The sequence below is a fragment of the Rhodococcus sp. ACPA1 genome (assembly GCF_002300195.1).
GTDB classification, from domain to species: Bacteria; Actinomycetota; Actinomycetes; order Mycobacteriales; family Mycobacteriaceae; genus Rhodococcus_F; species Rhodococcus_F opacus.
Map to the genome: position 1 here is coordinate 1,262,842 of NZ_NSDX01000001.1, position 22,992 is coordinate 1,285,833.

General features: G+C 69.1%; 21 protein-coding genes. 16 read left to right on the forward strand and 5 right to left on the reverse strand.

The genetic code is table 11. From position 1 onward, the window contains the following. Positions 1–18 precede the first annotated feature (18 nt). The 8 genes from CJ177_RS05615 to CJ177_RS05650 all read left to right on the forward strand — a co-directional run bounded on the left by CJ177_RS05615 (position 19) and on the right by CJ177_RS05650 (position 8,892). Positions 19–975 carry an electron transfer flavoprotein subunit alpha/FixB family protein gene (locus CJ177_RS05615; RefSeq protein WP_005240335.1) on the forward strand — a complete coding sequence of 319 codons (957 nt, stop codon included), beginning with the start codon at positions 19–21 and terminating at the stop codon, positions 973–975. Between the two features lie 134 nt (positions 976–1,109). Further along, positions 1,110–1,943, forward strand: coding sequence for a GNAT family N-acetyltransferase (locus CJ177_RS05620; protein WP_095867394.1), 834 nt, complete (start codon positions 1,110–1,112; stop codon positions 1,941–1,943). Beyond that, the gene (locus CJ177_RS05625) at positions 1,940–2,863 is read left to right on the forward strand and encodes a 1-acyl-sn-glycerol-3-phosphate acyltransferase (protein WP_061041310.1); all 924 of its coding nucleotides are present in this window, start codon (positions 1,940–1,942) and stop codon (positions 2,861–2,863) included. Before CJ177_RS05620 ends, CJ177_RS05625 begins: the two co-directional genes overlap by 4 nt. Before the next feature lie 17 nt (positions 2,864–2,880). Continuing rightward, positions 2,881–4,101 (forward strand): cysteine desulfurase family protein, encoded by a 1,221-nt coding sequence (locus CJ177_RS05630; RefSeq protein ID WP_005240338.1) that lies wholly within the window; start codon positions 2,881–2,883, stop codon positions 4,099–4,101. Beyond that, positions 4,101–5,195 (forward strand): tRNA 2-thiouridine(34) synthase MnmA, encoded by a 1,095-nt coding sequence (gene mnmA, locus CJ177_RS05635; protein ID WP_005240340.1) that lies wholly within the window; start codon positions 4,101–4,103, stop codon positions 5,193–5,195. Before CJ177_RS05630 ends, mnmA begins: the two co-directional genes overlap by 1 nt. Continuing rightward, positions 5,192–6,214, forward strand: a complete 1,023-nt coding sequence (locus CJ177_RS05640) for a methionine synthase (RefSeq protein WP_095867395.1) — start codon at positions 5,192–5,194, stop codon at positions 6,212–6,214. Before mnmA ends, CJ177_RS05640 begins: the two co-directional genes overlap by 4 nt. Before the next feature lie 41 nt (positions 6,215–6,255). Next, positions 6,256–8,346 carry an NAD-dependent DNA ligase LigA gene (gene ligA, locus CJ177_RS05645; RefSeq protein WP_005240344.1) on the forward strand — a complete coding sequence of 697 codons (2,091 nt, stop codon included), beginning with the start codon at positions 6,256–6,258 and terminating at the stop codon, positions 8,344–8,346. Between the two features lie 57 nt (positions 8,347–8,403). Then, entirely contained in the window at positions 8,404–8,892 is a 489-nt protein-coding gene (locus CJ177_RS05650) for a GNAT family N-acetyltransferase (protein WP_095867396.1), read from the forward strand. Positions 8,893–8,929: 37 nt separating this feature from the next. On the opposite strand, the gene CJ177_RS05655 is transcribed toward CJ177_RS05650, so the two are convergent. Further along, on the reverse strand, positions 8,930–9,580 hold the full coding sequence (locus tag CJ177_RS05655; RefSeq protein WP_025432327.1) for an amino acid-binding protein: 651 nt from the start codon (positions 9,578–9,580) through the stop codon (positions 8,930–8,932). Positions 9,581–9,784: 204 nt separating this feature from the next. Here CJ177_RS05655 and CJ177_RS05660 point away from each other — a divergent pair, with 204 nt between their 5' ends. The 3 genes from CJ177_RS05660 to gatA are packed head-to-tail and all read left to right on the forward strand — an operon-like array spanning position 9,785 to position 12,180. Beyond that, positions 9,785–10,342 (forward strand): antibiotic biosynthesis monooxygenase, encoded by a 558-nt coding sequence (locus CJ177_RS05660; protein ID WP_005240350.1) that lies wholly within the window; start codon positions 9,785–9,787, stop codon positions 10,340–10,342. A gap of 60 nt (positions 10,343–10,402) precedes the next feature. Next, a complete protein-coding gene (gene gatC, locus CJ177_RS05665; protein ID WP_005240352.1) occupies positions 10,403–10,702 on the forward strand; it encodes an Asp-tRNA(Asn)/Glu-tRNA(Gln) amidotransferase subunit GatC in 300 nt (99 codons plus the stop codon). Continuing rightward, a complete protein-coding gene (gene gatA, locus CJ177_RS05670; RefSeq protein ID WP_025432328.1) occupies positions 10,699–12,180 on the forward strand; it encodes an Asp-tRNA(Asn)/Glu-tRNA(Gln) amidotransferase subunit GatA in 1,482 nt (493 codons plus the stop codon). The genes gatC and gatA overlap by 4 nt, the downstream gene beginning before the upstream one ends. Here gatA and CJ177_RS05675 read toward each other — a convergent pair. Both CJ177_RS05675 and CJ177_RS05680 read right to left on the reverse strand, forming a co-directional pair. Then, on the reverse strand, positions 12,177–13,628 hold the full coding sequence (locus tag CJ177_RS05675) for an alpha/beta-hydrolase family protein (protein WP_005240357.1): 1,452 nt from the start codon (positions 13,626–13,628) through the stop codon (positions 12,177–12,179). The genes gatA and CJ177_RS05675 overlap by 4 nt on opposite strands. Beyond that, complete coding sequence (locus CJ177_RS05680; RefSeq protein WP_005240359.1) at positions 13,625–14,266, reverse strand: hypothetical protein; 642 nt, start codon at positions 14,264–14,266, stop codon at positions 13,625–13,627. Before CJ177_RS05680 ends, CJ177_RS05675 begins: the two co-directional genes overlap by 4 nt. Positions 14,267–14,404: 138 nt before the next feature. Between CJ177_RS05680 and CJ177_RS05685 the strand changes: the two genes are divergently transcribed. From CJ177_RS05685 to gatB, 4 genes are all read left to right on the forward strand, one after another. Beyond that, positions 14,405–15,601, forward strand: coding sequence for a sensor histidine kinase (locus CJ177_RS05685; protein ID WP_005240361.1), 1,197 nt, complete (start codon positions 14,405–14,407; stop codon positions 15,599–15,601). A gap of 9 nt (positions 15,602–15,610) precedes the next feature. Beyond that, positions 15,611–16,273 (forward strand): response regulator transcription factor, encoded by a 663-nt coding sequence (locus CJ177_RS05690; RefSeq protein WP_005240363.1) that lies wholly within the window; start codon positions 15,611–15,613, stop codon positions 16,271–16,273. Positions 16,274–16,369: 96 nt separating this feature from the next. Next, positions 16,370–17,401 (forward strand): ATP-dependent 6-phosphofructokinase, encoded by a 1,032-nt coding sequence (locus CJ177_RS05695; RefSeq protein WP_005240365.1) that lies wholly within the window; start codon positions 16,370–16,372, stop codon positions 17,399–17,401. Between the two features lie 42 nt (positions 17,402–17,443). Next, complete coding sequence (gene gatB / locus CJ177_RS05700) at positions 17,444–18,955, forward strand: Asp-tRNA(Asn)/Glu-tRNA(Gln) amidotransferase subunit GatB (RefSeq protein WP_005240367.1); 1,512 nt, start codon at positions 17,444–17,446, stop codon at positions 18,953–18,955. A 75-nt stretch (positions 18,956–19,030) separates the two neighbouring features. Here the strand turns inward: gatB and CJ177_RS05705 are convergent, their stop codons facing one another. Next, positions 19,031–20,179, reverse strand: a complete 1,149-nt coding sequence (locus tag CJ177_RS05705) for a sorbosone dehydrogenase family protein (RefSeq protein ID WP_005240369.1) — start codon at positions 20,177–20,179, stop codon at positions 19,031–19,033. A 98-nt stretch (positions 20,180–20,277) separates the two neighbouring features. Here CJ177_RS05705 and CJ177_RS05710 point away from each other — a divergent pair, with 98 nt between their 5' ends. Continuing rightward, positions 20,278–21,147 (forward strand): DoxX family protein, encoded by an 870-nt coding sequence (locus tag CJ177_RS05710; protein WP_025432330.1) that lies wholly within the window; start codon positions 20,278–20,280, stop codon positions 21,145–21,147. Positions 21,148–21,216: 69 nt separating this feature from the next. Here the strand turns inward: CJ177_RS05710 and CJ177_RS05715 are convergent, their stop codons facing one another. Next, the gene (locus CJ177_RS05715; RefSeq protein WP_005240375.1) at positions 21,217–22,752 is read right to left on the reverse strand and encodes an amino acid permease; all 1,536 of its coding nucleotides are present in this window, start codon (positions 22,750–22,752) and stop codon (positions 21,217–21,219) included. Positions 22,753–22,992 lie beyond the last annotated feature (240 nt).

Genomic DNA, 22,992 nt, shown 5'->3' on the forward strand with positions numbered 1-22,992 from the left:
ATACAGGGAGAGTTAGACATGGCAGAAGTACTGGTGCTCGTCGAGCACGCAGAGGGTGCGCTGAAGAAGGTCAGCACCGAACTCATCACCGCCGCTCGCGCGCTCGGTGAGCCGGCCGCAGTGGTCACCGGTCCCGCCGGTACCGCCGACAAGCTGGCCGAGGGCCTCGCCGCCGCAGGCGCGGCCAAGATCTACGTCGCCGAGTCGGACGACATCGACGGCTACCTGGTCACCCCGAAGGTCGACGTGCTCGCATCGCTCGTCGAGTCGGCCGCGCCGGCTGCGGTCATCACCGCCGCCAGCGTCGAGGGCAAGGAGGTCTCCGGACGTCTTGCTGCCCGCATCGGCTCCGGCCTGCTCGTCGACGTCGTCGACGTGAAGTCCGACGGCAGTGCCGTGCACTCCATCTTCGGTGGCGCGTTCACCGTCGACGCCAAGGCCAACGGCGACGTCCCGGTCATCTCGGTCCGCCCGGGCGCCATCGAGGCGAAGCCCGAAGCCGGCGCAGGCGAGAAGGTCTCCGTCGAGGTCCCGGCCCAGGACGAGGGCGCCGTCAAGATCACCTCGCGTGATCCGATCGTCGGTGGCGACCGCCCCGAGCTCACCGAGGCGACAGTCGTCGTCTCCGGTGGTCGCGGTGTCGGCAGCGCCGACAAGTTCTCCGTCGTCGAGGAACTCGCCGACTCGCTGGGTGCCGCTGTCGGCGCCTCGCGTGCCGCAGTCGACTCGGGCTACTACCCGGGCCAGTTCCAGGTCGGTCAGACCGGTAAGACGGTCTCCCCGCAGCTGTACATCGCGCTCGGCATCTCCGGTGCCATCCAGCACCGCGCCGGCATGCAGACGTCGAAGACCATCGTCGCCGTGAACAAGGACGAGGAAGCCCCGATCTTCGAGATCGCGGACTACGGCATCGTCGGCGACCTGTTCAACGTCGCTCCGCAGCTCACCGAGGCAGTCAAGGCCCACAAGGGCTGATTCTCGGCCGACGGCGGCCCCGTTCTCTTCCCGGGAGCGGGGCCGCCGTCGTATCTTCCGTCGTTCATCCGGGCTGCATCGACACGACACCCGGCCGATGCCCTCACGCCGCCCCTGCTCGGTAAACCTGCGCCATGACAACTTCGTCAGTTCTCCGCGCACCGAGTGAGACCGCCGATTCTGTTGTAACCGCGCCCCGATACTCCCTGGTCGTCTCGTCCGACCGCGAACACCGCGTGGCCGCCCAGCGGCTGCGCTACCGCGTGTTCGCCTCCGAACCCGGATTTTCCGTCCCCGCGCACGCGGACGCCCTCGACGCCGACCGGTTCGACGACTTCTGTGACCACCTCCTCGTCCGCCACGAGGAGACCGCCGAGTTCGTCGGCTGCTACCGCATGCTCCCGCCCGACGCCGCTGCCCAGGCCGGCGGCTATTACACCGCCACCGAATTCGACATCTCCGCGCTCGACCCCGTCGGCAATCGCATCGTCGAGATGGGCCGGGCGTGCGTCGACCCCGACCACCGCTCCGGTTCGGTACTGAGCCTGATGTGGGCAGGCATCCTCCACTACCTGCAGCTCACCGGATACGAATGGGTCATGGGGTGCGTCTCCGTGCCGATGCGGGAGCATCCGGACGCGGTGGCCGGTTCCAACGTCCGCGGGGTGCGAGACCTGCTGCTCCGCAAGTACGGCAACGACCCGGCCGCGCGGGCCGTCCCCAGGAACCCGGTGCGCGTCGACGGGCGGTCGCTCGACGAGATCGAGCCGCCCGCCCGGCCGACCCTGCCGCCGCTGCTCCGGGGCTACCTGCGCCTCGGCGCCAAGGTGTGCGGTGAGCCCGCGCACGATCCGGAATTCGGTGTCGCCGATTTCGTCGCACTGCAGGGACTGCACGGCGCCAACGAGCGCTACCTCGAACGCCTGCGTTCGGCGTCGGCCACTCTCGAGGCGGGAGCACAGGCATGAGCACGGCCGTGTCCGAATCGTCCGAGACGACCGTGCACTCGTGGATGCCGTCGAGTCCGTGCGGCGCGGGATGTCTGCCCGCGGAGGCGAACGGAGTGTCGACCCCGACCGTGGTCGTTCGATGGTGCCTCGTGGTGTCGGCACTGGCGACGGCGCCGCTCCTGACCGCGGGATGGCTGCTGCCCCGGTCGTGGCGGACCGGTCTGCAGCGGCGGTACGCGGCAATCCTGTTGCGCTGCGTGGGAATCCGCCTCGTCGTCGTCGATCATCGTGGAAAGCGCCGCCACACCGGCGGGATCCTAGTGGTGGCCGGCCACGTGTCGTGGACCGATGTGCTGGTGCTCAGCGCGCTCGCACCGGCGAACTTCGTCGCCCGCGGGGATCTGCTGGACTGGCCGGTTCTGGGGTCGCTCGCGCGGCGGATGAGGGTCGTCCCGATCGAGCGGCAGAACCTGCGCGCCCTCCCGGCCACGGTGGCCACGACGGCGGTCAGGCTGCGCGACGGCGAACGAGTCGTGGCGTTCCCGGAGGGCACGACGTGGTGCGGTCGGGCGTACGGCGGCTTCCGGCCCGCGCTGTTCCAGGCGGCGATCGACGCGGAATGCCCGGTCCAGCCGATCTCGCTGCGGTACACCGGCCGGGGCGGGGACCTGACGACCGGACCCTGCTTCGTCGGCGAGGAGACGATCGGTCAGTCGATCCGGCGCATCATCCGCCAGAAGGGAGTCACCGCGGAGGTCCGGCTGGCGCCGATCGAGTATCCGGGGGAGTGCCGCCGCGATCTGGCGACCCGGTGTGAGCGCGCCGCGCGAGGCGACGAACGGATCGATCTCGCAGCGCACGACATCGTCGATCCGCTGCAGGGCGCGGTCGGGACGGCGGCCGTGGGCATCGAGGCGGCGGAGCGTCTCGTCGCCTGAGCTATCCTGGTCACGTCATGACCTCTGCCCGCAGTGCCGATCACCCCGTCTACCTGGACCACGCAGCCACCACTCCCATGGTGCCCGCGGCCGTCCGGGCGATGACCGACATCTTCACGACCGTGGGCAATGCGTCCTCGCTGCACGGTTCCGGGCGCGCCGCCCGCCGTCGCATCGAGGAGGCCCGCGAGTCCATCGCCGCCGACCTCGGTGCCAGGCCGTCCGAGGTCATCTTCACCTCCGGCGGCACCGAGAGCGACAACCTCGCGGTCAAGGGCATCTTCTGGGCCCGGCGGGACGCCGACCCCGACCGGGTGCGGATTCTCGCCAGTTCCGTGGAGCACCATGCGGTCCTCGACGCGGTGGAGTGGCTCGAGAAGCACGAGGGTGCCCAGGTCACGTGGCTGCCCGTCGACGAACTGGGCCGGGTGTCCCCGCAGACGCTGCGCGACGAACTCGCCGTCCACGCGGACGAGACGGCCCTGGTCACGATCATGTGGGCCAACAACGAGGTCGGCACGATCATGCCGATCACCGAACTCGCCGCGGTCGCAGCCGAGTTCGGTGTGCCGATGCACAGCGACGCCGTCCAGGCCGTCACGCACATCCCCGTGGACTTCGCTGCGAGCGGGCTGTCCGCGCTGAGCATCGCCGCGCACAAAGTCGGCGGACCGCAGGGCGTCGGTGCACTGCTGCTGGGACGGCAGGTCCCGTGTGTGCCGCTGCTGCACGGCGGGGGACACGAGCGCGACCTGCGTTCGGGCACCCCGGACACGGCCGGCGTCGTCGGTATGGCGGCGGCGCTGCGCGACACGACGGCCGACCTCGACTCCCGCGCGACGGAACTGACCGTCCTGCGCGACCGCCTGATCGAGCGCGTCGGCGAGACCGTTCCCGACGCCGTGCTGAACGGGCCGCTGGGCAGCGCGCGACTGCCGGGCAACGCCCACTTCACGTTCCCCGGCTGCGAGGGCGACTCGCTGCTGATGCTGCTCGACGCCGCCGGGATCGAGTGTTCCACGGGCTCGGCCTGTACCGCCGGGGTCGCTCGTCCGAGTCACGTCCTGACCGCGATGGGCGTGGATTCCGCGACCGCGCGGGGATCGTTGCGCTTCTCGTTCGGGCACACGTCGACGGTCGCGGACGTGGATGCAGTCATCGCGGCACTGCCGCAAGTTGTGGAGCGGGCCCGCGCCGCCGGGCTCGCCGGTGTCGGAGCGCGTGGAGGGGATCGTTGATGCGAGTACTGGCGGCCATGAGTGGCGGCGTGGATTCCGCGGTGGCCGCGGCACGGGCGGTCGCTGCCGGGCACGACGTGGTGGGCGTGCATCTCGCGCTGTCCGCCGAGCCCGGCACGCTGCGGACCGGATCCCGGGGCTGCTGCTCCAAGGAGGACGCCGGTGATGCCCGGCGTGCCGCGGACGTGCTCGGAATCCCGTTCTACGTCTGGGATTTCGCCGACCGCTTCAAGGAAGACGTGATCGACGACTTCGTGGCGTCGTACGCCGCGGGGGAGACCCCCAACCCGTGCCTGCGGTGCAACGAGAAGATCAAATTCGCGGCGCTCGCGGACCGGGCGATCGCCCTCGGGTTCGACGCGGTGGCCACCGGCCACTACGCGCAGCTCGAGAACGGCGTGCTGCGCCGCGCCGTCGACGCGGACAAGGATCAGTCGTACGTGCTCGGTGTGCTCACGGCCGAGCAGTTGTCGCGGGCGATGTTCCCGGTGGGGGACACCCCGAAGGACCGGATCCGGGAGGAGGCCGCCGACCGCGGCCTCGCCGTGGCGAACAAGCCCGACAGCCACGACATCTGCTTCATCCCGTCCGGCGACACCCGCGCATTCCTCGGTGCCCGCATCGGTGTTCGTCCGGGCAGTGTGGTCGACGCCGATTCGGGTGAGGTGCTCGCGGAACACGAAGGCGTGCACGGTTTCACGATCGGCCAGCGGAAGGGCCTCGGCGTCCAGGGTCCCGCGGCCGACGGGCAACCGCGGTACGTGACGTCGATCGAACCCGACACCGGCACCGTCCGCGTCGGTTCTGCACGCAACCTCGAAGTGCACGCGATCACGGCGGACCGCGCCGTGTGGACGTCCGGGAGCACGCCGACCGGGCCGCTCGAATGCACCGTCCAGGTCCGGGCCCACGGTGGACTCGCCGAGGCTGTCGCCGAAGCGGTCGACGGCGGCATCTCCATCTCCCTTCGGGAGCCGCTCACCGGCGTCGCGAAGGGGCAGGCCGTCGTCCTGTACCGGACCGACCCGGCAGGCGACATCGTGCTGGGCAGCGGAACCATCTCGGGTACCGACGCGCGTCCGAACACGCAGTGACGCAGGGTATCTCACTGGCCGGAGCCGTCACCGGCGTCGGCTCGTGGCCGGGCACGGATCCGCGGGAAGCCGCCACGATCGTCCTCGGCGAACTCGGCAGGCTCCCGCACCTCGTCGAGTTGCCCGTCCGCGGACTCGGCGCCGACATGATCGGCCGCGCCAGCGCTCTGCTCGTGGACCTGCAGCTGGACGTGTCCACGACGGCCTACCGCGTGGTGCAGCGTCGCGGCTCGGTCGCCAAGCGGGCGACCGACCTTCTGAACCAGGATCTCGATGCGCTCGAGGAGGCGTGGGAGAGTGCGGGCCTCGTCGGCGCCGACCACGTGGTGAAGGTGCAGTCGGTGGGGCCGCTCACGCTGGCGGCCGAGGTGGAACTCGGCACCGGCCGGCGCGTGCTCACCGATCCCGGCGCGGTGCGCGACTTCGCCGAATCGCTGGGCGAGGGGCTCGCGCGGCACGCCGCGGAGGTCACGCGACGCCTCGGCGCGCAGGTGCTGGTCCAGTTCGACGAGCCGCGACTGCCCGCGGTGCTGGCGGGCACACTGTCCGGTCGGTCGCGGCTCGAGACCGTGCGGGCGATGCCGGAACCGGAGGCTCTCGCCGTGCTCGAGGCCGCCCTCGCCGGCTGCGGCGCGGTGACCATGGTGCATTGCTGCTCCGCCGATCTGCCCACCGACCTTCTGCGGCGCAGCAGCGCCCGCGCGGTGGGTCTGGACGTGTCTCAGCTGGCGTCCGCTGACCTGGACGGCATCGGCGAGCTGCTCGACGCGGGCAAGGAGCTCGCACTCGGCCTCGTCCCGACCGACGCCCCCGCCGTGCCTGCAACGTGGCGCGACCTGGCCCGACCTGCGGTGACGCTGATCGACCGGCTCGGATTTCCGCGCACGACACTACGGACCCAGGTCGCCGTGACTCCCGCCTGTGGACTCGCGGGCGCCGGCGCGTCCTGGAGCCGGGACGCGCTGAAGTTGTGCGCCGAGGTGAGCAGCGCGTTCACCGACGACCCCGAATCACTCTGAGTCCGGCGTTCGGTGTCGGCCGGACCGGTTAATCTTCGGTAGTGAGTGAATCGACCGAAGCCCCGACACCGGCCCCCGGACACGTCCGGGAGCATTGGAACGAGCTGGCCGAGGAAGTGCGGCAGCACCAGTTCCGCTATTACGTCCGCGACGCGCCCATCATCTCCGATGGGGAGTTCGACGTGCTGCTGGGCGAGCTGAACGACCTCGAGAACCAGTACCCCGACCTGCGGACGCCCGATTCGCCGACGCAACTCGTCGGCGGCGGTTTCGCCACCGACTTCGCTTCCGCCGATCATCTCGAGCGGATGCTCAGCCTCGACAACGTCTTCGCCACCGACGAACTGCGCACCTGGATCAGCCGGGTGGAGCAGGAGACCGGCCCCGACCTGCACTACCTGTGCGAGGTGAAGATCGACGGAGTCGCGCTGAACCTCGTCTACGAGAACGGCCGGCTCGTCCGGGCCGCCACGCGCGGCGACGGCCGGACCGGTGAAGAAGTCACTCTGAACGCGCGAACCATCGACGACATCCCGGAAAAGCTCACCGGCACAGACGAATACCCGGTCCCCGCGCTCCTCGAGGTGCGCGGCGAGGTGTTCTTCCGGCTCGAGGACTTCGCGGCACTCAACGCGGCGCTCGTCGAGGAAGGCAAGGCGCCGTTCGCGAATCCCCGGAACTCCGCGGCCGGGTCGCTGCGGCAGAAGAATCCGGCCGTCACCGCCCGCAGGCGTCTCGGAATGATCTGCCACGGACTCGGCCGCAGCGAAGGATTCGAGCCGGTCTCCCAGTACGACGCGTACACGGCACTGGCGGCGTGGGGCCTGCCGGTGTCGACTCACACCGCCCGCGTCACGGGCGCGGACGCCGTCGTGGACCGGGTGCAGTACTGGGGCGAGCACCGGCACGACGTGGAGCACGAGATCGACGGTCTGGTGGTCAAGGTCGACGAGACGTCGCTGCAACGCCGGCTCGGGTCCACGTCCCGGGCGCCGCGCTGGGCGATCGCCTACAAATACCCGCCGGAAGAGGCCACCACCAAGCTCCTCGACATCCGGGTCAACGTCGGTCGCACCGGCCGGGTCACCCCGTTCGCCTACATGGAACCGGTCACGGTCGCCGGCTCCACCGTCTCACTCGCCACCCTGCACAACGGTTCCGAGGTCAAACGCAAGGGCGTGCTCATCGGCGACACGGTCGTGCTGCGCAAGGCCGGCGACGTCATTCCCGAGGTCCTCGGGCCCGTGGTCGACGCCCGGACGGGCGACGAGTACGAGTTCGTGATGCCCACCCACTGCCCGGAGTGCGACACGCCGCTGGCCCCCGCCAAGGAGGGGGACGCGGACATTCGCTGCCCCAACCAGCAGTACTGCCCCGCGCAGCTCCGGGAACGCGTGTTCCACGTCGCGGGCCGCGGCGCGTTCGACATCGAGGTCCTCGGCTACGAGGCCGCCACGAGCCTGCTCGAGGCCAAGGCGATCGGCGACGAGGGAGACCTGTTCTCGCTCACCGAGGACGATCTGCTCAAGACGTCGCTCTTCCGGACCAAGGCCGGCGGGCTGTCGGCCAACGGCCGCCGGCTGCTCGACAATCTCGATTCCGCCAAGGACAAGCCGCTGTGGCGGGTGCTGGTCGCGCTGTCCATCCGTCATGTCGGTCCCACGGCGGCGCGTGCGCTGGCCGGTGAATTCGGGTCGCTCGAGCGGATCCGGGAGAGCTCCGTCGAGGAACTCGCCGCTGTGGACGGGGTCGGCGGCACCATCGCCGCGGCCGTCGCCGAGTGGTTCGGCGTCGACTGGCACCAGCAGATCGTGGAGAAGTGGTCCGCGGCCGGGGTTCGCATGGAAGACGAACGCGACGAATCGATTCCGCGCAACCTCGAGGGACTGTCGATCGTCGTCACGGGTTCGCTCGAGACGTTCTCGCGCGACCAGGCGAAGGAGGCGATCCTCGTCCGAGGCGGTAAGGCCGCGGGTTCGGTGTCGAAGAAGACGGCATTCGTGGTGGTCGGCGAATCGCCGGGTTCGAAGCACGACAAGGCCGTCGAACTCGGAGTGCCGGTCCTCGACGAGGACGGGTTCCGTCGACTGCTGGAGGGCGGACCGGACGCGGTCGCGGATTCCGGAGTGTGATCGGAACCTCACGTCCGCATTTTGGGCGGCGTGAGCAGTCCTGTCATAGTTCTGGACATGATCGAGATTCGGAATGCGACGCCGGACGAGTACGAGGTCGTCAGTGACCTCACGGTGATCGCCTACGTGGGCGGCGGGTTCGTCGAGGCGCACGATCCGTACACGAACCGGTTGCGCGACACCGCGGAGCGGGCGGAGAAGGCGGATGTCCGGGTTGCCGTGATGGAGGGCCAGATCGTGGGTTCCGTCACGATCGCGGAACCGGCGTCCCCGTACGCCGACGTCGCGCAGCCGGGTGAACTCGAATTCCGGATGCTCGCCGTGTCACCCGACGCCCGCGGTTCCGGGGTCGGGTCGGCGCTCGTGCGGCACGTGCTGGACACGGCATACGACCGCGGGGACCGCGCGGTCGTGATGTCCACCCAGCCGGACATGGAAGATGCCCGACGGATCTACGAACGCAACGGTTTCGTGCCTGTGCCCGAACGGAACTGGGCGCCCGTGCCGGGCGTCGAGCTCACCGTCCTGGTCCGCGAACTCGTCTGAGGCGACCACCGCCGGACCTCCCGGCCCGGGACGGTGGTCAGCTCAGAACCGTCGCGATGATGCCGGCGAGGTAACCCAGCCGGGCGATCTCGGACGGACGGAATTCCGGGCCGCCGGGGCGGCCGAGCATCAGCACGCGGCCGGTGGTCCCGAGGGGAGCCGCCGCGAGTGTGGTGTTCATGTCGCGCCACACCTGCGGCACCCAGTCGCCCTCGCCGTCGAGCGCCGTGGGCTTCTCCAGCGGCATCCACGGGATCTCGGTGGCATGGGTCTCGGGAGCTCCCGAGCTGCCGACCACCCGGTATGCGCCGTGCGGACCGAGGTCGGCGACCACGGACCAGCCGACCCGGAGCACGCGCGGCGCTCCGTCCACGAGGACCTGCAGTCGATCGTCCGCCGCGGTGGCGACCTGGTCGATGAGCTCGAGCTCACGGTGGGTGTCGAGGATTCCGGCGTACGGCCGGATGGAGTCGACGGTGACGCCGGGCAGGTTCTCGGCCGCCGTGATGAGGGTGTCGGGGAGTGATCCCGGCTCGACATCGACCACGAGGTCGTCGATGGCGAATCCGGCACCCCGTTCCACCACGTCGAGCGACAGAATGTCAGCACCCACCGAGCCCAGGGCGACGGCGAGAGAGCCGAGGCTACCGGGACGGTCGGGGAGCTGGACGCGAAGCAGATACGACACGTGCGTCCCTTTCACCACGAGATAGACGCGGGAGTACCTGCGACCCCCGTCGCTCACCATCCTTGCACTTTCGTTCCCGAGTATGCGGTCCCCCCTGCGGCTTCGCCGGGGACGGGACGGGGACGTGCAGGTCGCGCTCGATTCGTGACACTGCCGATACGGATTCGCCTCGTCCGCGAAACACGACAGCCCAAACATGGGTGCATGAACACCACGGCAACGGGAGTGACGACGTCCGTCTCGCGGCGGGTGGCGGCGGGCCGGGAACAGGAATTCCTGCGCTGGACGGACGCCGGGATGGCGATGGCGGGCACGTTCCCGGGGTTCCTCGGCGGGGGCTGGCTGCGTGCGGCGTCCGATCCCGAGCAGTACCACGTGGTGTACCGGTTCGCCGACGAGGACACTCTCGACGCGTGGACGACGTCGCCCGCCAGGAAGGTGTGGGTGGGCCGGGGGACGGGTCTCGCACAGGACACGGTCACGCACCGGCTGACCGGGGTGGAGGGCTGGTTCGAACCGCAGTCGACGCTGACGCACGCCGTGCGGGTCACGCCGCCACCGCCGAGGTGGAAGCAGGCGGTCACCATCTGGCTCGGCTTCTTCCCGATCTCACTCCTCATCGCGCTGTTCGTCACCCCTCGGCTCACGGCCCTGGACGTCGTGACCCGCACCCTGGTGGCGTCGGTGGTCACGACTCCGGTGATGGTCTTCGTGGTTCTGCCGTTCCTGACGGGCAGGTTGCGGCGCTGGCTGCACGGCTGATCGGGCCACGCTCTAGGCTGGGACCCACTTGTGTACGTCCGAACCGAAAGGGGCCCCGCGGTGCCTGCCATCTCCCGTGACGAGGTCGCGCACCTCGCGCGGCTGTCTCGACTCGCCCTGACCGATGCCGAGCTCGACGAGTTCGCCGGTCAGCTGGACTCGATTCTCAGCCACGTGAAGGTGGTCACCGAGGTGCCCGCCGAGGATGTTCCGCCGATGGCGAACCCGAACGCGGTCACCAACGTGACCCGTCCCGACGTGATCGTTCCCGGCCTGACTCCCGAGCAGGCGCTGTCCGGCGCCCCGGCTGTCGAGCAGGATCGCTTCGCTGTCCCGCAGATCCTTGGAGAGGGCGAATGAGCGCCGAACTGACCACTCTCGACGCCGCAGATCTCGCGTCGAAGATCCACAGCCGTGAGGTGTCGTCCGTCGAGGTCACCCAGGCGCATCTCGACCGGATCGCCGCAGTCGACGGTGAACTGAACGCCTTCCTGCACGTGGCAGGCGAGCAGGCGCTCGTGTCGGCGAAGGAAGTGGACAGCAGCCTCGCCGCAGGCAATGCGCCCGCATCGCCGCTCGCGGGAGTTCCGTTGGCGCTCAAGGACATCTTCACCACCACTGACATGCCCACCACGTGCGCGTCGAAGATTCTCGAAGGCTGGATCGCACCGTACGACGCCACGCTCACGAAGAAGCTGCGCGACGCCGGCATCCCGATCCTGGGTAAGACCAACCTCGACGAGTTCGCGATGGGGTCGTCCACCGAGAACTCCGCCTACGGCCCCACCCGCAACCCGTGGGACACCACGCGCATCCCGGGCGGCTCGGGTGGCGGCAGCGCCGCGGCCCTCGCGTCCCGGCAGGCCCCGCTCGCGATCGGCACCGACACCGGCGGCTCGATCCGTCAGCCCGCCGCCGTCACGGCGACGGTCGGCACCAAGCCGACGTACGGCACGGTTTCCCGTTTCGGCCTCGTGGCGTGCGCGTCCTCGCTCGACCAGGGTGGTCCCTGTGGCCGCACGGTCCTCGACACGGCGCTGCTGCACGAGGTCATCGCCGGGCACGACCCGCGCGACTCCACGTCGATCGACGCGCCCGTGCGCCCCGTGGTGGCGGCTGCCCGTGAGGGTGCCGGTGGCAACCTCGAGGGCGTGAAAGTGGGTGTGGTCAAGGAACTGCACTCCGACAGCTACCAGCCCGGGGTCATCTCCTCGTTCGACGCCGCCGTCGCGCAACTCACCGAACTCGGTGCCGAGGTCGTCGAGGTGTCGTGCCCCAACTTCGAATACGCGCTCGCGTCGTACTACTTGATCCTGCCGAGCGAGGTGTCGTCGAACCTCGCGCGCTTCGACGCGATGCGCTATGGACTGCGCATCGACGAGGGCGACATGAGCGCCGACCAGGTGATGGCCGCGACGCGTGCCGCCGGCTTCGGCCCGGAGGTCAAGCGCCGCATCATGATCGGTACCTACGCGCTGTCCTCCGGCTACTACGACGCCTACTACGGTCAGGCGCTCAAGGTGCGGACGCTCATCGCCAGGGACTTCGAGAAGGCCTACGAGAAGGTGGACGTCCTGGTGTCGCCCACCAGCCCGTTCACCCCGTGGAAGCTGGGCGAGAAGGTCGGCGACCCGCTCGCGATGTACCTCTCGGACCTGTGCACGCTGCCGACCAACCTGGCCGGGCACTGTGCGATGTCGGTTCCGTCGGGACTGTCCGTGGACGACGGTCTGCCGGTGGGACTGCAGATCATGGCTCCCGCACTGGCCGACGAGCGGCTGTACCGCGTCGGTGCCGCGTACGAAGCGGCACGCGGTCCGATCGGCTCGCCGAACTAGGAGCAGTCGGGCAGGGCGGTGCCCTGCTCGCTGCCGTAGCGGTGTCCGTGCCCGGGCGCGAAGTTCAGCGCGGACACCAGGTCGACACTCGTCTGCAGGAACGTGATGCCCGGAATCCATTGGGGTACCGGCGCATCGCGTACTGCGAGCGAGAGGTCGGGTCGGTGCGCGATCAGGTCGGGTGACCACCACACCACCGGGTCGGACGTGTTCGCCAGCACCGTCGCTCCGTCCGTCAGGACGGAGCCGGCGGGCGGGCCCGCCCACAGTGCGCCGCAGACTCGCTCGCGCAGTTGGTCGGCGTCGGTGAAAATTGCACTGCCGCCGACGGATCCGAGGCTCTGGCCGTAGACGTACAGCGCCGGGCGCAGAAGGTCGGGGAGGTCGGCGATCCGCTCGGCGACGGCATCGAACAACGCTGCCGCCGATTCGTCGGCGGCGGAACGTCCGAACACGAACGTGATCCAGCTCGGCAGGTACGAGTACTGCATGCCGACGATGGCGACGTCGTCGGCGAAGCGTTCCTCGAATCCTTCGGCGGCGTTCTCGTCGATCCACCCCGAGCCGGTGGGCACCGTGACGACGATGGCGGACCGGTTGAATCCGCCTGCCCGCTCGAGCTCCGAGACCGCCAGTGCTGCACGCGATTCGACGTCCGGCGCCGAATCCATCCCCACATACGTGCGGATGCCGGCCGACTGCTCGCCCGCCGCCACGAACCGTCGTCCCTGGCGCCCGAGTGACTCCCAGCTGATCGCGGAGTCCGGGCTGCCGGACAGTTCGGCGGACATCGGCCGGTGCAGGGACACGTCGACGAGCGCGTTGGAGTCGCTGTAGGAACGCGACATCATTCCCCACAACGCGGGTCCGGCGACCAGTTGCAACCCGGTCGCGAGAACGACGGCGGTGGTGGCGCTGCCGATCCAGCCGAGACGGCGGGCGACCGTGCCGACGACGCTGCCGATACCGGCAAACAGCAGGAACGTCAGCGCCGCCCCGAGGATCGCCTGCATCCAGTGGTCCGGCCCGATGCCCGGCATGCCCATGACGGCGCGCAGTGAATCCTGCCAGTGGTCGGCGAGCACGATCGCCCAGGTCACGACGATCATGGCGCCGATCAGGACCAGCAGACGGACCGAGTCCCGCGGAGGGTGGTGGCTGCGTGAACGCGTGACGAGGTGCCACAGTCGACGGACGAGGACGACGAACCCGAAACCGCATGCTGCGAGGACACCGGTGAACAGAGCCTGCGTCAGCGCACTCCGGGGGAGCAGTGAGGGAGCGAGAGAAGCGAGTGTGACGGCGGTGACGACGATCGTGGAGGAGACGCGGGGGAGGGCGGAGACCGGGATCGTCGTGACCAGTGTGCGGCGCAGGGCGTTCGGCTTCGTTCGCGAGCGACTGTGCACCGTGCTCCGTCCGGGACCGGACAGAGCGGTGATGGTCATGCGACGGCTCCGACCGGATGCGGGCGGCGGCGGATCGACCAGGCCGCGCCGGCGAGGAGCACGACACCGACACCGCCGGCCAGTACGTACGGGAGCGCGGATTCGGTGACCGGTGCCGAATAGCTTTGGCGCCAGCTGTTTCCGGTGACAAAAGTGGTCGCGACGTTCGCCATGACGAAGCACTGCGCCCGTGCCTGCTCGTCGGCGCGGGTGTCGCACGCCGCGTGCATGCGCTGATCCAGTTGCGCGTCGAGGCTCTGCCGCGCCCAGGGACCCAGGTCCTCGCCGGACCGGGACGCGTACCGCAGAAGGTCGTAACCGAGGTCGTGGGCCTTGCACGACGTGTCGAACTCGAGTGGCAGCGGGACGGGCGACGAGCAGTCTCCGCCGGGATTGGCGAGCATCCCGTCGATCCGCACCGGCGTGTACCCCATCACGGAAGCGAAGTCCGCGGGAACGGAGTCCTCGGAGAGTTCGGCCGGTGCCGTGAGGGTCTGCACCGCGGCGGAGGCGGCGACGTTCTCGTGCCGGGGCGTGCTCGCCGCGCCGGTGCCTGCGAATCCTGTCGTGGTCAGTAGTGCGGTTGCGGCGCATGCCACCGCGGCCCAAGTCGTTCTCCGTGTCCCCGTCTTTCGCATGACGAGAACGTTATGAATTCGTGTTGCGCGGCACATCACCCCGGAGACCGGTTCGATCCCTGGCCTCGTGGTGCGAGGGGGCCCCGATCTCATACTCCGGTGCTACGCCGACATGAGCCCGGGGTATGAGGACACTGCGTGACCACGGTTTCTACTGTCGACAGTGTGAAGACGAAGACGCGCATCCGGAGGGCCGCCGAAGGTCAGTGGCTGAACGTGGCAATCGTCGTGGTCACGGCGATTTTGTTCGCCGTGGCGTGGCCGACCCTGCAGCTGACCCACCAGGTCAGTCCCCCCATCCAACCGTTCGTGGCGGCGCTCGCGACGTTCCCGTTCCTGCTCATCCGGTCGAATCCGGCGCTGGCGTGGGCCGTCTCCGCGGTCTCGGCGCTGGTGATTCCGCGTGTCTTCGCACTGCAGGACGGTTACGACTACCCCTGGCAGGTGGTCCACATCCTGGTGATGCTCGCCCTGCTGGCCGCCGTCAGCATGCGGGCCGCGATTCCGGTCGTGGGTGTGGCATGGATCTCGACCGTCCTGCTGTTCCTGGCCGACACCCCGGGCACCAACGGCCGCGGGTGGGCGGTGGGCCTGACCGCGATCGTCGTCTTCGGCCTGCTGATCCGGTGGCTGGTGCTCTCCCGCCGGCAACTCGCGCAGCAGGAGGAGCTGAGTGAGCTCGAGCGCACTCGCCGGACGATCCTCGAGGAGAAGGCGCGCATCGCGCGGGACCTGCACGACGTCGTCGCGCACCACATGTCGATGGTCGTGGTGCAGGCGCAGAGCGCGCCGTACCGCATCGCCGATATGTCGGACGAGACGCGGGCCGAGTTCGAGTCGATCGGAGCCGCCGGCCGCGCAGCGTTGAATGAGGTGCGCGGACTGCTCGGAGTGCTGCGCAGTGACGGCCAGCTGGCCGAGCACGCGCCCCAGCCAGGGGTTCAGCAGATCAGCGAGCTGCTCGAGGGCAGCCGCAGGGCAGGCATTCCCGTCTCCTGGCACGTCGATGGCGACCCGACGCTCGTGTCGGAGTCGGTCGGGCTCGTGATGTACCGCATCCTGCAGGAATCCCTCGCCAACACGGCCCGCCACGCGGCGGGCGCCGCGGTCGAGGTGAAGATCGCGTACGAGTCGCCGATAGCGTCCGTGTCGATCGTCAACGGGCCGCCGAGGCGGAGCCTCGTCTCCGCACTGACCAGGCACGAGTCGACCGGCGGCAACGGCATCATCGGTATGCGTGAGCGTGCGCAGGCAGTCGGTGGCGTACTCACCACCCACCTGCACGACAACGGCGGATTCGACGTCCACGCCGAGTTCCCGGTCGCCTCCGCCTAGGCTGGCTGGGTGGCCATCACCGTATTCATCGCCGACGACCAGGCTATGGTCAGGCAGGGCTTCGGAGCCCTGCTCGCCTCACAGCCCGACATCAGTGTCATCGGTGACGCTCCGGACGGGGCCGTGGCGGTGAGCGAGGTCCGGCGTCTGCGACCCGACGTCGTCCTGATGGACGTCCGCATGCCGGAGATGAACGGACTCGACGCGGCCCGCGTCATCCTGTCGGCCGGTTTCGATCCGCCGGTGCGCGTGCTCATGCTCACGACGTTCGACGTCGACGACTACGTGTACGAGGCGCTGAGCATCGGGGCCAGCGGCTTCATGCTCAAGGACGCGCCCGCGGAGGAACTCATCCGTGCGGTGCGGGTGGTCGCGGACGGCGAGGCGCTTCTCGCGCCGACCGTCACCCGGCGTCTCATCGCCGACGTGACCAGCCGCCGCAGCACCGCGCGCCGCAAACCGGCCGCGCTGTCGGCGCTGACGCCCCGCGAACGCGAGGTACTCGAACTCATCGCCCGCGGCATGTCCAACACCGAGATCGCGGAGCGCCTGTTCGTCGCCGAGCAGACCGTCAAGACACACGTCGGCAAGGTGCTGTCCAAGCTGGATCTGCGCGACCGCGCACAGGCAGTGGTCCTGGCATACGAGAGCGGTCTCGTCACACCCGGCTGAGTGAACCTGCCGGTCCGAGGTGCCCGAACACGGTTCGAGCGGCAAGATGTGTAATGAGAACCACCATCACCACACGAGACGACGAGGGGTGCTTGGATGCGGATCGGAATGCTCACCGGAGGCGGAGACTGCCCCGGACTGAATGCGGTGATCAGGGCGGTGGTTCGGACCGCCGCCGGCCGATACGGCAGCTCGGTGGTGGGATTCCGTGACGGCTGGCGCGGCCTGCTCGAGGATCGCAAGGTCGTGCTGTCCAACGACGACCGGATCGATCGAATCCTCACCCGGGGCGGCACCATCCTCGGTACCGCGCGGGTCAACCCCGACAAGTTGAAGGCCGGCCTCGACCAGATCCGGCAGACTCTCGACGACAACGGGATCGACGCGCTCATCCCGATCGGCGGGGAGGGCACGCTCACGGCCGCGAGCTGGCTCGCCGAGAGTGGGGTGCCCGTGATCGGGGTTCCGAAGACGATCGACAACGACATCGACTGCACCGACGTGACGTTCGGTTTCGACACCGCACTGTCCATTGCGACCGATGCGATCGACCGCCTGCACACCACCGCCGAATCCCACCAGCGGGTGATGCTCGTCGAGGTGATGGGCCGGCACGCAGGCTGGATCGCGTTGCACTCCGGGCTCGCGACCGGTGCGCATCTCACTCTCGTTCCCGAGGTCCCGTTCGACGTCGGCGAAGTCTGCTCCCTCGTGAAGAAGCGATTCCAGCGCGGCGATTCGCATTTCATCTGCGTCGTCGCCGAGGGCGCCACCCCGACCCCGGAGTCGATGAGTCTGCGCGAGGGCGGTATCGACGAGTTCGGTCACAAACGATTCACCGGTGTCGCACAGCAGCTCGGCGACGAGATCGTCCGCCGCATCGGCAAGGAGGTGCGGACGACGGTGCTCGGGCACGTGCAGCGCGGTGGAACCCCGACGCCGTACGACCGGGTGCTCGCCACCCGCTTCGGGGTGCACGCCACCGACGCCGTCCACCGCGGCGACTTCGGAAACATGGTGGCCCTGCACGGCACGTCGATCGACCTCGTACCCCTCCAGGAGGCGACCCGGCGCCTCAAGACGGTGCCGAGGGAGCGGTACGAGGAGGCGGCCGCATTTTTCGGCTGACCGCGTTTTTCGGCGAACGCCCGGACGCATAAACTCTGTGGCATGACTGCTGTCGATGCTCCGGACCTCCTCGACTACGACGATGTGCTCGCCAAGTACGAGCCTGTTCTCGGCATGGAGGTGCACGTCGAGCTCGGCACCGAAACGAAGATGTTCTGCCCGTGCCCCACCGAGTTCGGCGCCGAGCCGAACACGCAGGTGTGCCCGGTGTGCCTCGGTCTGCCGGGGTCGCTGCCCGTCGTGAACGAGGCGGCGGTCGAGTCCGCGATCCGGATCGGACTCGCGCTGAACTGTTCCATCACACCGTGGGGCCGATTCGCGCGGAAGAACTACTTCTACCCGGATCAGCCGAAGAACTACCAGATCTCCCAGTACGACGAGCCGATCGCCACCGACGGCTACCTCGACGTCGTCCTCGACGACGGCACCACGTGGCGCGTGGAGATCGAGCGTGCGCACATGGAAGAGGACACCGGAAAGTCGCTGCACGTCGGCGGTGCGACCGGGCGCATCCACGGTGCCAGCCACTCGCTGCTCGACTACAACCGCGCCGGGGTCCCGCTCGTCGAGATCGTCACCAAGACCATCAGCGGTGCCGGTGCCCGCGCCCCCGAGGTGGCCCGCGCGTACGTCACCGCGCTCCGCGACCTGCTGAAGTCGCTGAACGTCTCCGACGTCCGCATGGACCAGGGTTCGATGCGCTGCGACGCCAACGCGTCGCTGATGCCGATCGGGGCGACCGAACTGGGGACCCGTACCGAGACGAAGAACGTCAACTCCCTCAAGAGCGTCGAGGTGGCGGTCCGGTACGAGATGCGCCGGCAGGCCGCGGTGCTGGAGGCCGGCGGTGAGGTGATCCAGGAGACCCGGCACTTCCAGGAAGCCGACGGGACCACGTCGCCGGGCCGCCGAAAGGAGACCGCTGAGGACTACCGCTACTTCCCGGAGCCCGATCTCGAGCCGGTCGCGCCCAGTGCGGAATGGATCGAGGAGCTGCGTGGCACTCTGCCGGAGCTGCCGTGGGTCCGCCGCGCCCGGATCCAGGCCGACTGGGGTGTCTCGGACGAGGTCATGCGCGACCTCGTCAACGCGGGGGCCCTCGACCTCGTCATCGCCACCGTCGACGCCGGCGCCTCCCCGGAGGCCGCACGGTCCTGGTGGGTGTCGTACCTGGCGCAGCAGGCGAACACCCGCGGGGTGGAACTCGCCGAGCTGCCGATCACGCCGGCTCAGGTCGCGCAGGTGGTGGCGCTGATCGACAGCGGGAAGCTCAACAACAAGGTGGCCCGCCAGGTGGTCGACCACGTCCTCGAGGGTGAGGGCGACCCCGAGCAGGTCGTCGCGAACCACCCCGAGCTGGTCGTCGAACGCGACGACACGAAGCTGAAGGCGGCCGTCGACGAGGCTCTGGCCGCGAACCCCGACATCGCCGAGAAGATTCGCGGCGGCAAGGTCGCGGCCGCGGGCAAGATCGTCGGCGACGTGATGAAGGCCACGCGTGGTCAGGCCGACCCGGCCCGCGTCAAGGAACTGGTCATCGAGGCCTGCGGCTGAACCCCTTCTGCACCAACGGGACGCTCGTTCGGATCAACCGAACGAGCGTCCCGTTCGTTTCGACGGGGCGGGCCGTCAGTCGAATCCGCCGCCGCCGGACGGCAGGGGCATCTTGATCACGCGGTCGTCATTGGGTCCGGGCTGACCGCCGGTCTTGTTGACGGTGCTCACCCAGATGAGACCGTCGGGTCCGAGCGCGGCGCCGCCGAGTTGGCCGTACCGGTCCTGGACGATGACACCGGGGGCGGTGGTGACGGCTCCCGTGCCGGGGTCGGCAGCGAGTGCGGACATCGCCTTCGCGGTGCTCAGTGACACCGCCACGACGTCACCGGCGGCGACGCAGCCGCCGACGCCGGGCCGCTCCGGCCACGTCCACACCGGAGACGACACGGCTCCGTCGGCGCTGACCCGCAGCAGCCGATCCTCGAGCGGTGTGCGGTCCGTGACCCACACGGCGACACCCGGGTCGACGCACACCCCTCCGGCGACCCCGATGCCCGACAGCACCACCTGAGGGCGGGGCTGCGCCGGAGTCGGTGCGGGCGACAGGGCGGTGACCTTCAGCAGTTTCCCGGCGAGGGACGCCGGATCGGCGGCCGCGGCGGCGTTGCCCGCGTTTCCGGTCAGGACCATCAGTTCGTCGCCCGAGAATTCGAGCGAACCCGCATTGCCCGCGTCGCCGCGCGGGATCCCGCCGAGAACCTCCTTGGCGGAGTCTCCCGGTGCGATCCGTACCACCCGGTTGTCGGTCGGGGTCGTGACGTACGCGTAGATGAGGTTGTCCTCGACGAAACTCGGCGACAGCGCGATGTCGAGGAGTCCACCGTCGGTGGTGCCGTCGACGTCGACGTGCGCGATCTCCTTGGGGGTCTGCCCCTGAGCTACCTGAAGGATGCGCCCGGTCCGGCGCTCCGCGACCAGGGCGGTGGCCCCGTCGGGGAGGACGACGAGTCCGCCGGTGGTGTCGAGACAGGTCGCGATCACGCTGGGGTCCGGATCCTGGCACGGTCCCAGAGGCCCGCTCGGCGGTGGGGTGGTCGTTGTGGACGGTGGTGGGTTCTCCGGCTCCACCTCGGCGCCCGACGCACCCGTCGGCTCGGGTGTGAAGGGTGAGGACGCGGAGTCGTCGAATTTCGCGCACCCGGCGGCGAGGACCGCCGTCACGCACAGCGCGGACATCGCCATCTTGCGGGACGCCGTGCGGCGCCGCCCACCCACCATCATGATGGAGACGTTACGGAAGAGTGCGAGGTCGCCGCCACGCCGGTTCCGCCTACCAGCGATGTCCGGCCGATCGACCTAGGCTTGACGGTGTGACTGACATGCGGAAAGACCCCAGCGAGTCGTCGGACCAGGGTGCTGCGGACCAGAGCGCCTCACCCGGCTACGGCAAGGTCTCGAGCCCTTACGACCTTCCCACCGAGCGCTTCCCGTCGGCCACGCCGACGTCCGGATCCACGGGGCAGGGCCTGCCGCACACCGACGACGAACTCGACTACGGCGATGCGCGCGGCGCGGGCCTCCCCACCGAGCAGATCCCCGCATACCGGCAGTCGGCGGCGTCCGACACGTCGGACCAGCCGACGCAGGTGATCGGCGCGGGTTCCGGCGCGTCCCTCGGGGCCACGGCGGGTGATCGGTCGACCGATCGGATCGGCGAGGGCGACGTGAAGATCGGCCGCGGCACCCTGGACCTCGGACTGCTGGCCCTGCGACTCGCGGTCGGCGGAACGGCACTCGTGCACGGTCTGCAGAAGCTGACGGGGATGTGGAACGGTCCGGGACTCGACGGGTTCGAAGAGGTGCTGGTGAACTCGGGGTTCCAGCAGGCGAAACTGCTCGCGATCCTGGGTGCTATCGGTGAGGTCGCGGGCGGGGCGCTGCTTATCCTCGGTCTCGTCACCCCGCTGGCCGCCGCCTCGGTGCTGGCCGTGATGATCAATGCGTGGGCGTTCCGGCAGATCGCGGAACCGGGGCTCGAGTACTTTGCGCCCGCAGGCACCGAGTACGAGACGCTGCTGGGTGTGTGCGCCGGCGTGATCATTCTCACCGGGCCGGGGCGTATCTCGCTCGACGGCCGTCGCGGCTGGGCGACGCGCCCGTTCATCGGGTCGTTCGCGGCACTGATCCTGGGCATCGGCGCCGGTGTGTGCGTGTGGATCTTCCTGAACGGCGCCAACCCGCTCATCTGATCGCCTCGTACATTCCACGACTGCGCCGCACCCCCGGATCGGGGGTGCGGCGCAGTCGTTTTCGTCAGATCAGCGCTGGACGAGTTCCGGGATGTTCTCCTCCTCGGGCGGGCCGGCCTGTGCGGCCAGCTTCTGTCCGAGGACCGACTTGCGCCGGCCGTAGGCGAGGTACACGACGACGCCGAGGGCCATCCACACGAGGAATCGGATCCAGGTCTCGACCGAGAGGTTCAGCATCAGCCATCCGCAGGCCAGGACGGCGAGGATGGGAACCAGCGGAACGAGCGGAACGCGGAATCCGCGGGGCAGATCGGGACGCGTGCGGCGGAGGATGATGACGCCGATGCAGACGAGTACGAACGCGAAGAGGGTGCCGATGTTCACCATCTCCTCCAGCGTGCCCATCGGGAAGAAGGCGGCGAGGAGTGCGACCACGGCGCCGACGAACAGGGTGATGCGGACCGGGCTGCCGTTCTTGCCGGTCTTGGCGAGACCGCGGGGCACGAGTCCGTCGCGGGACATGGCGAACAGGACGCGGGTCTGGCCGAGCATCATCACCATCACGACGGTGGTGAGGCCCGCGAGTCCGCCGAAGTTGATCGCGGTCTGGGCCCAGGTGATGCCGTGTGCCTCGAAGGCGGTCGCGAGGGTGGCGCTGCTGTCGCCGACGAGTGGGCTACCGGTCTTGAGGTCGGTGTACTTCACCATGCCGGTGAGCACGAGGGTGACGGCGACGTAGAGCACGGTGACGATCGCGAGCGAGCCGAGAATGCCGCGGGGGAGCGCCTTCTGCGGGTTCTTGGTCTCTTCGGCGGTGGTGGCGACGACGTCGAATCCGATGAAGGCGAAGAAGACGAGGCTTGCTGCGGCGAGGAGGCCGTACCAGCCGTAGCTGCTGCCGTCGGCTCCGGAGAGGAAGGAGAAGAGGGTCTGGTGCACACCCTGCGCGGCGCTCTCGTTGCTCTCGGCGGGCGGGATGTACGGGGCGTAGTTCTCCTTCTTGATGTAGAACACGCCGACGGCGATGACGAGGAGGACGACGGCGATCTTGATGGCCGTGATGACGGCGGACACGCGTGAGGACACCTTGGTCCCGATGGCGAGCACGATCGTGATGCCGCCGACGATGATCAGCGAGCCCCAGTCGAAGTCGATGGGACCGAGGTGGGCTGTGGTGGATCCGCTGAACCCGAGGACGTTACCCAGATACAGCGACCAGCCCTTGGAGACGACGGCCGCTGCGAGGGCGAATTCGAGGATGAGGTCCCAGCCGATGATCCAGGCGACGAACTCGCCGAAGGTGGCGTAGGAGAACGTGTACGCACTGCCCGCGACGGGGACGGTGGATGCGAACTCGGCGTAGCAGAGGGCGGCCAGGCCGCACGCGATGGCGGCGAGGACGAAGGCGAGCGAGATGGACGGCCCGGCGACGTTGCCTGCAGTCCGGGCGGTGAGCGTGAAGATACCGGCGCCGATCACGACGGCGACACCGAAGACGGTGAGGTCCTTCGCGGTGAGTTCCCTCCGCAGCCGGGTGTCGGGTTCGTCGGTGTCCGCTATGGATTGCTCAACGGATTTCGTTCGCCAAATGCCGACTCCTGGCATGTGTCGCTCCTAGGTTGTGTTCCCGATGGCCTCGTGGGCCGGAGATGTTCCGGTGGTGCTGCCGATTGTGATGTAGGTCTCAACGGCCAACTGAGGGAACCACTACTGAGCGCCGTGTGCAAGAAGCGCGGGCTCAACTGATCATTTCGATCAGTAGAACGTGTTCTGGGGTGTTTCCGTCTGAGCGAGTTGATCACCCGTGAGCGCGGTCACATCCGAGGTGGAATCCGTGAGCGCCCC

Coding starts and splice junctions, on each gene's coding strand:
- CJ177_RS05615 (WP_005240335.1), top strand. CDS start 19: ATGGCAGAAGTACTGGTGCTCGTCGAGCACGCAGAGGGTGCGCTGAAG.
- CJ177_RS05620 (WP_095867394.1), top strand. CDS start 1,110: ATGACAACTTCGTCAGTTCTCCGCGCACCGAGTGAGACCGCCGATTCT.
- CJ177_RS05625 (WP_061041310.1), top strand. CDS start 1,940: ATGAGCACGGCCGTGTCCGAATCGTCCGAGACGACCGTGCACTCGTGG.
- CJ177_RS05630 (WP_005240338.1), top strand. CDS start 2,881: ATGACCTCTGCCCGCAGTGCCGATCACCCCGTCTACCTGGACCACGCA.
- mnmA (WP_005240340.1), top strand. CDS start 4,101: ATGCGAGTACTGGCGGCCATGAGTGGCGGCGTGGATTCCGCGGTGGCC.
- CJ177_RS05650 (WP_095867396.1), top strand. CDS start 8,404: ATGATCGAGATTCGGAATGCGACGCCGGACGAGTACGAGGTCGTCAGT.
- CJ177_RS05660 (WP_005240350.1), top strand. CDS start 9,785: ATGAACACCACGGCAACGGGAGTGACGACGTCCGTCTCGCGGCGGGTG.
- gatA (WP_025432328.1), top strand. CDS start 10,699: ATGAGCGCCGAACTGACCACTCTCGACGCCGCAGATCTCGCGTCGAAG.
- CJ177_RS05675 (WP_005240357.1), bottom strand. CDS start 13,628: ATGACCATCACCGCTCTGTCCGGTCCCGGACGGAGCACGGTGCACAGT.
- CJ177_RS05680 (WP_005240359.1), bottom strand. CDS start 14,266: ATGCGAAAGACGGGGACACGGAGAACGACTTGGGCCGCGGTGGCATGC.
- CJ177_RS05695 (WP_005240365.1), top strand. CDS start 16,370: ATGCGGATCGGAATGCTCACCGGAGGCGGAGACTGCCCCGGACTGAAT.
- gatB (WP_005240367.1), top strand. CDS start 17,444: ATGACTGCTGTCGATGCTCCGGACCTCCTCGACTACGACGATGTGCTC.
- CJ177_RS05705 (WP_005240369.1), bottom strand. CDS start 20,179: ATGATGGTGGGTGGGCGGCGCCGCACGGCGTCCCGCAAGATGGCGATG.
- CJ177_RS05710 (WP_025432330.1), top strand. CDS start 20,278: ATGCGGAAAGACCCCAGCGAGTCGTCGGACCAGGGTGCTGCGGACCAG.
- CJ177_RS05715 (WP_005240375.1), bottom strand. CDS start 22,752: ATGCCAGGAGTCGGCATTTGGCGAACGAAATCCGTTGAGCAATCCATA.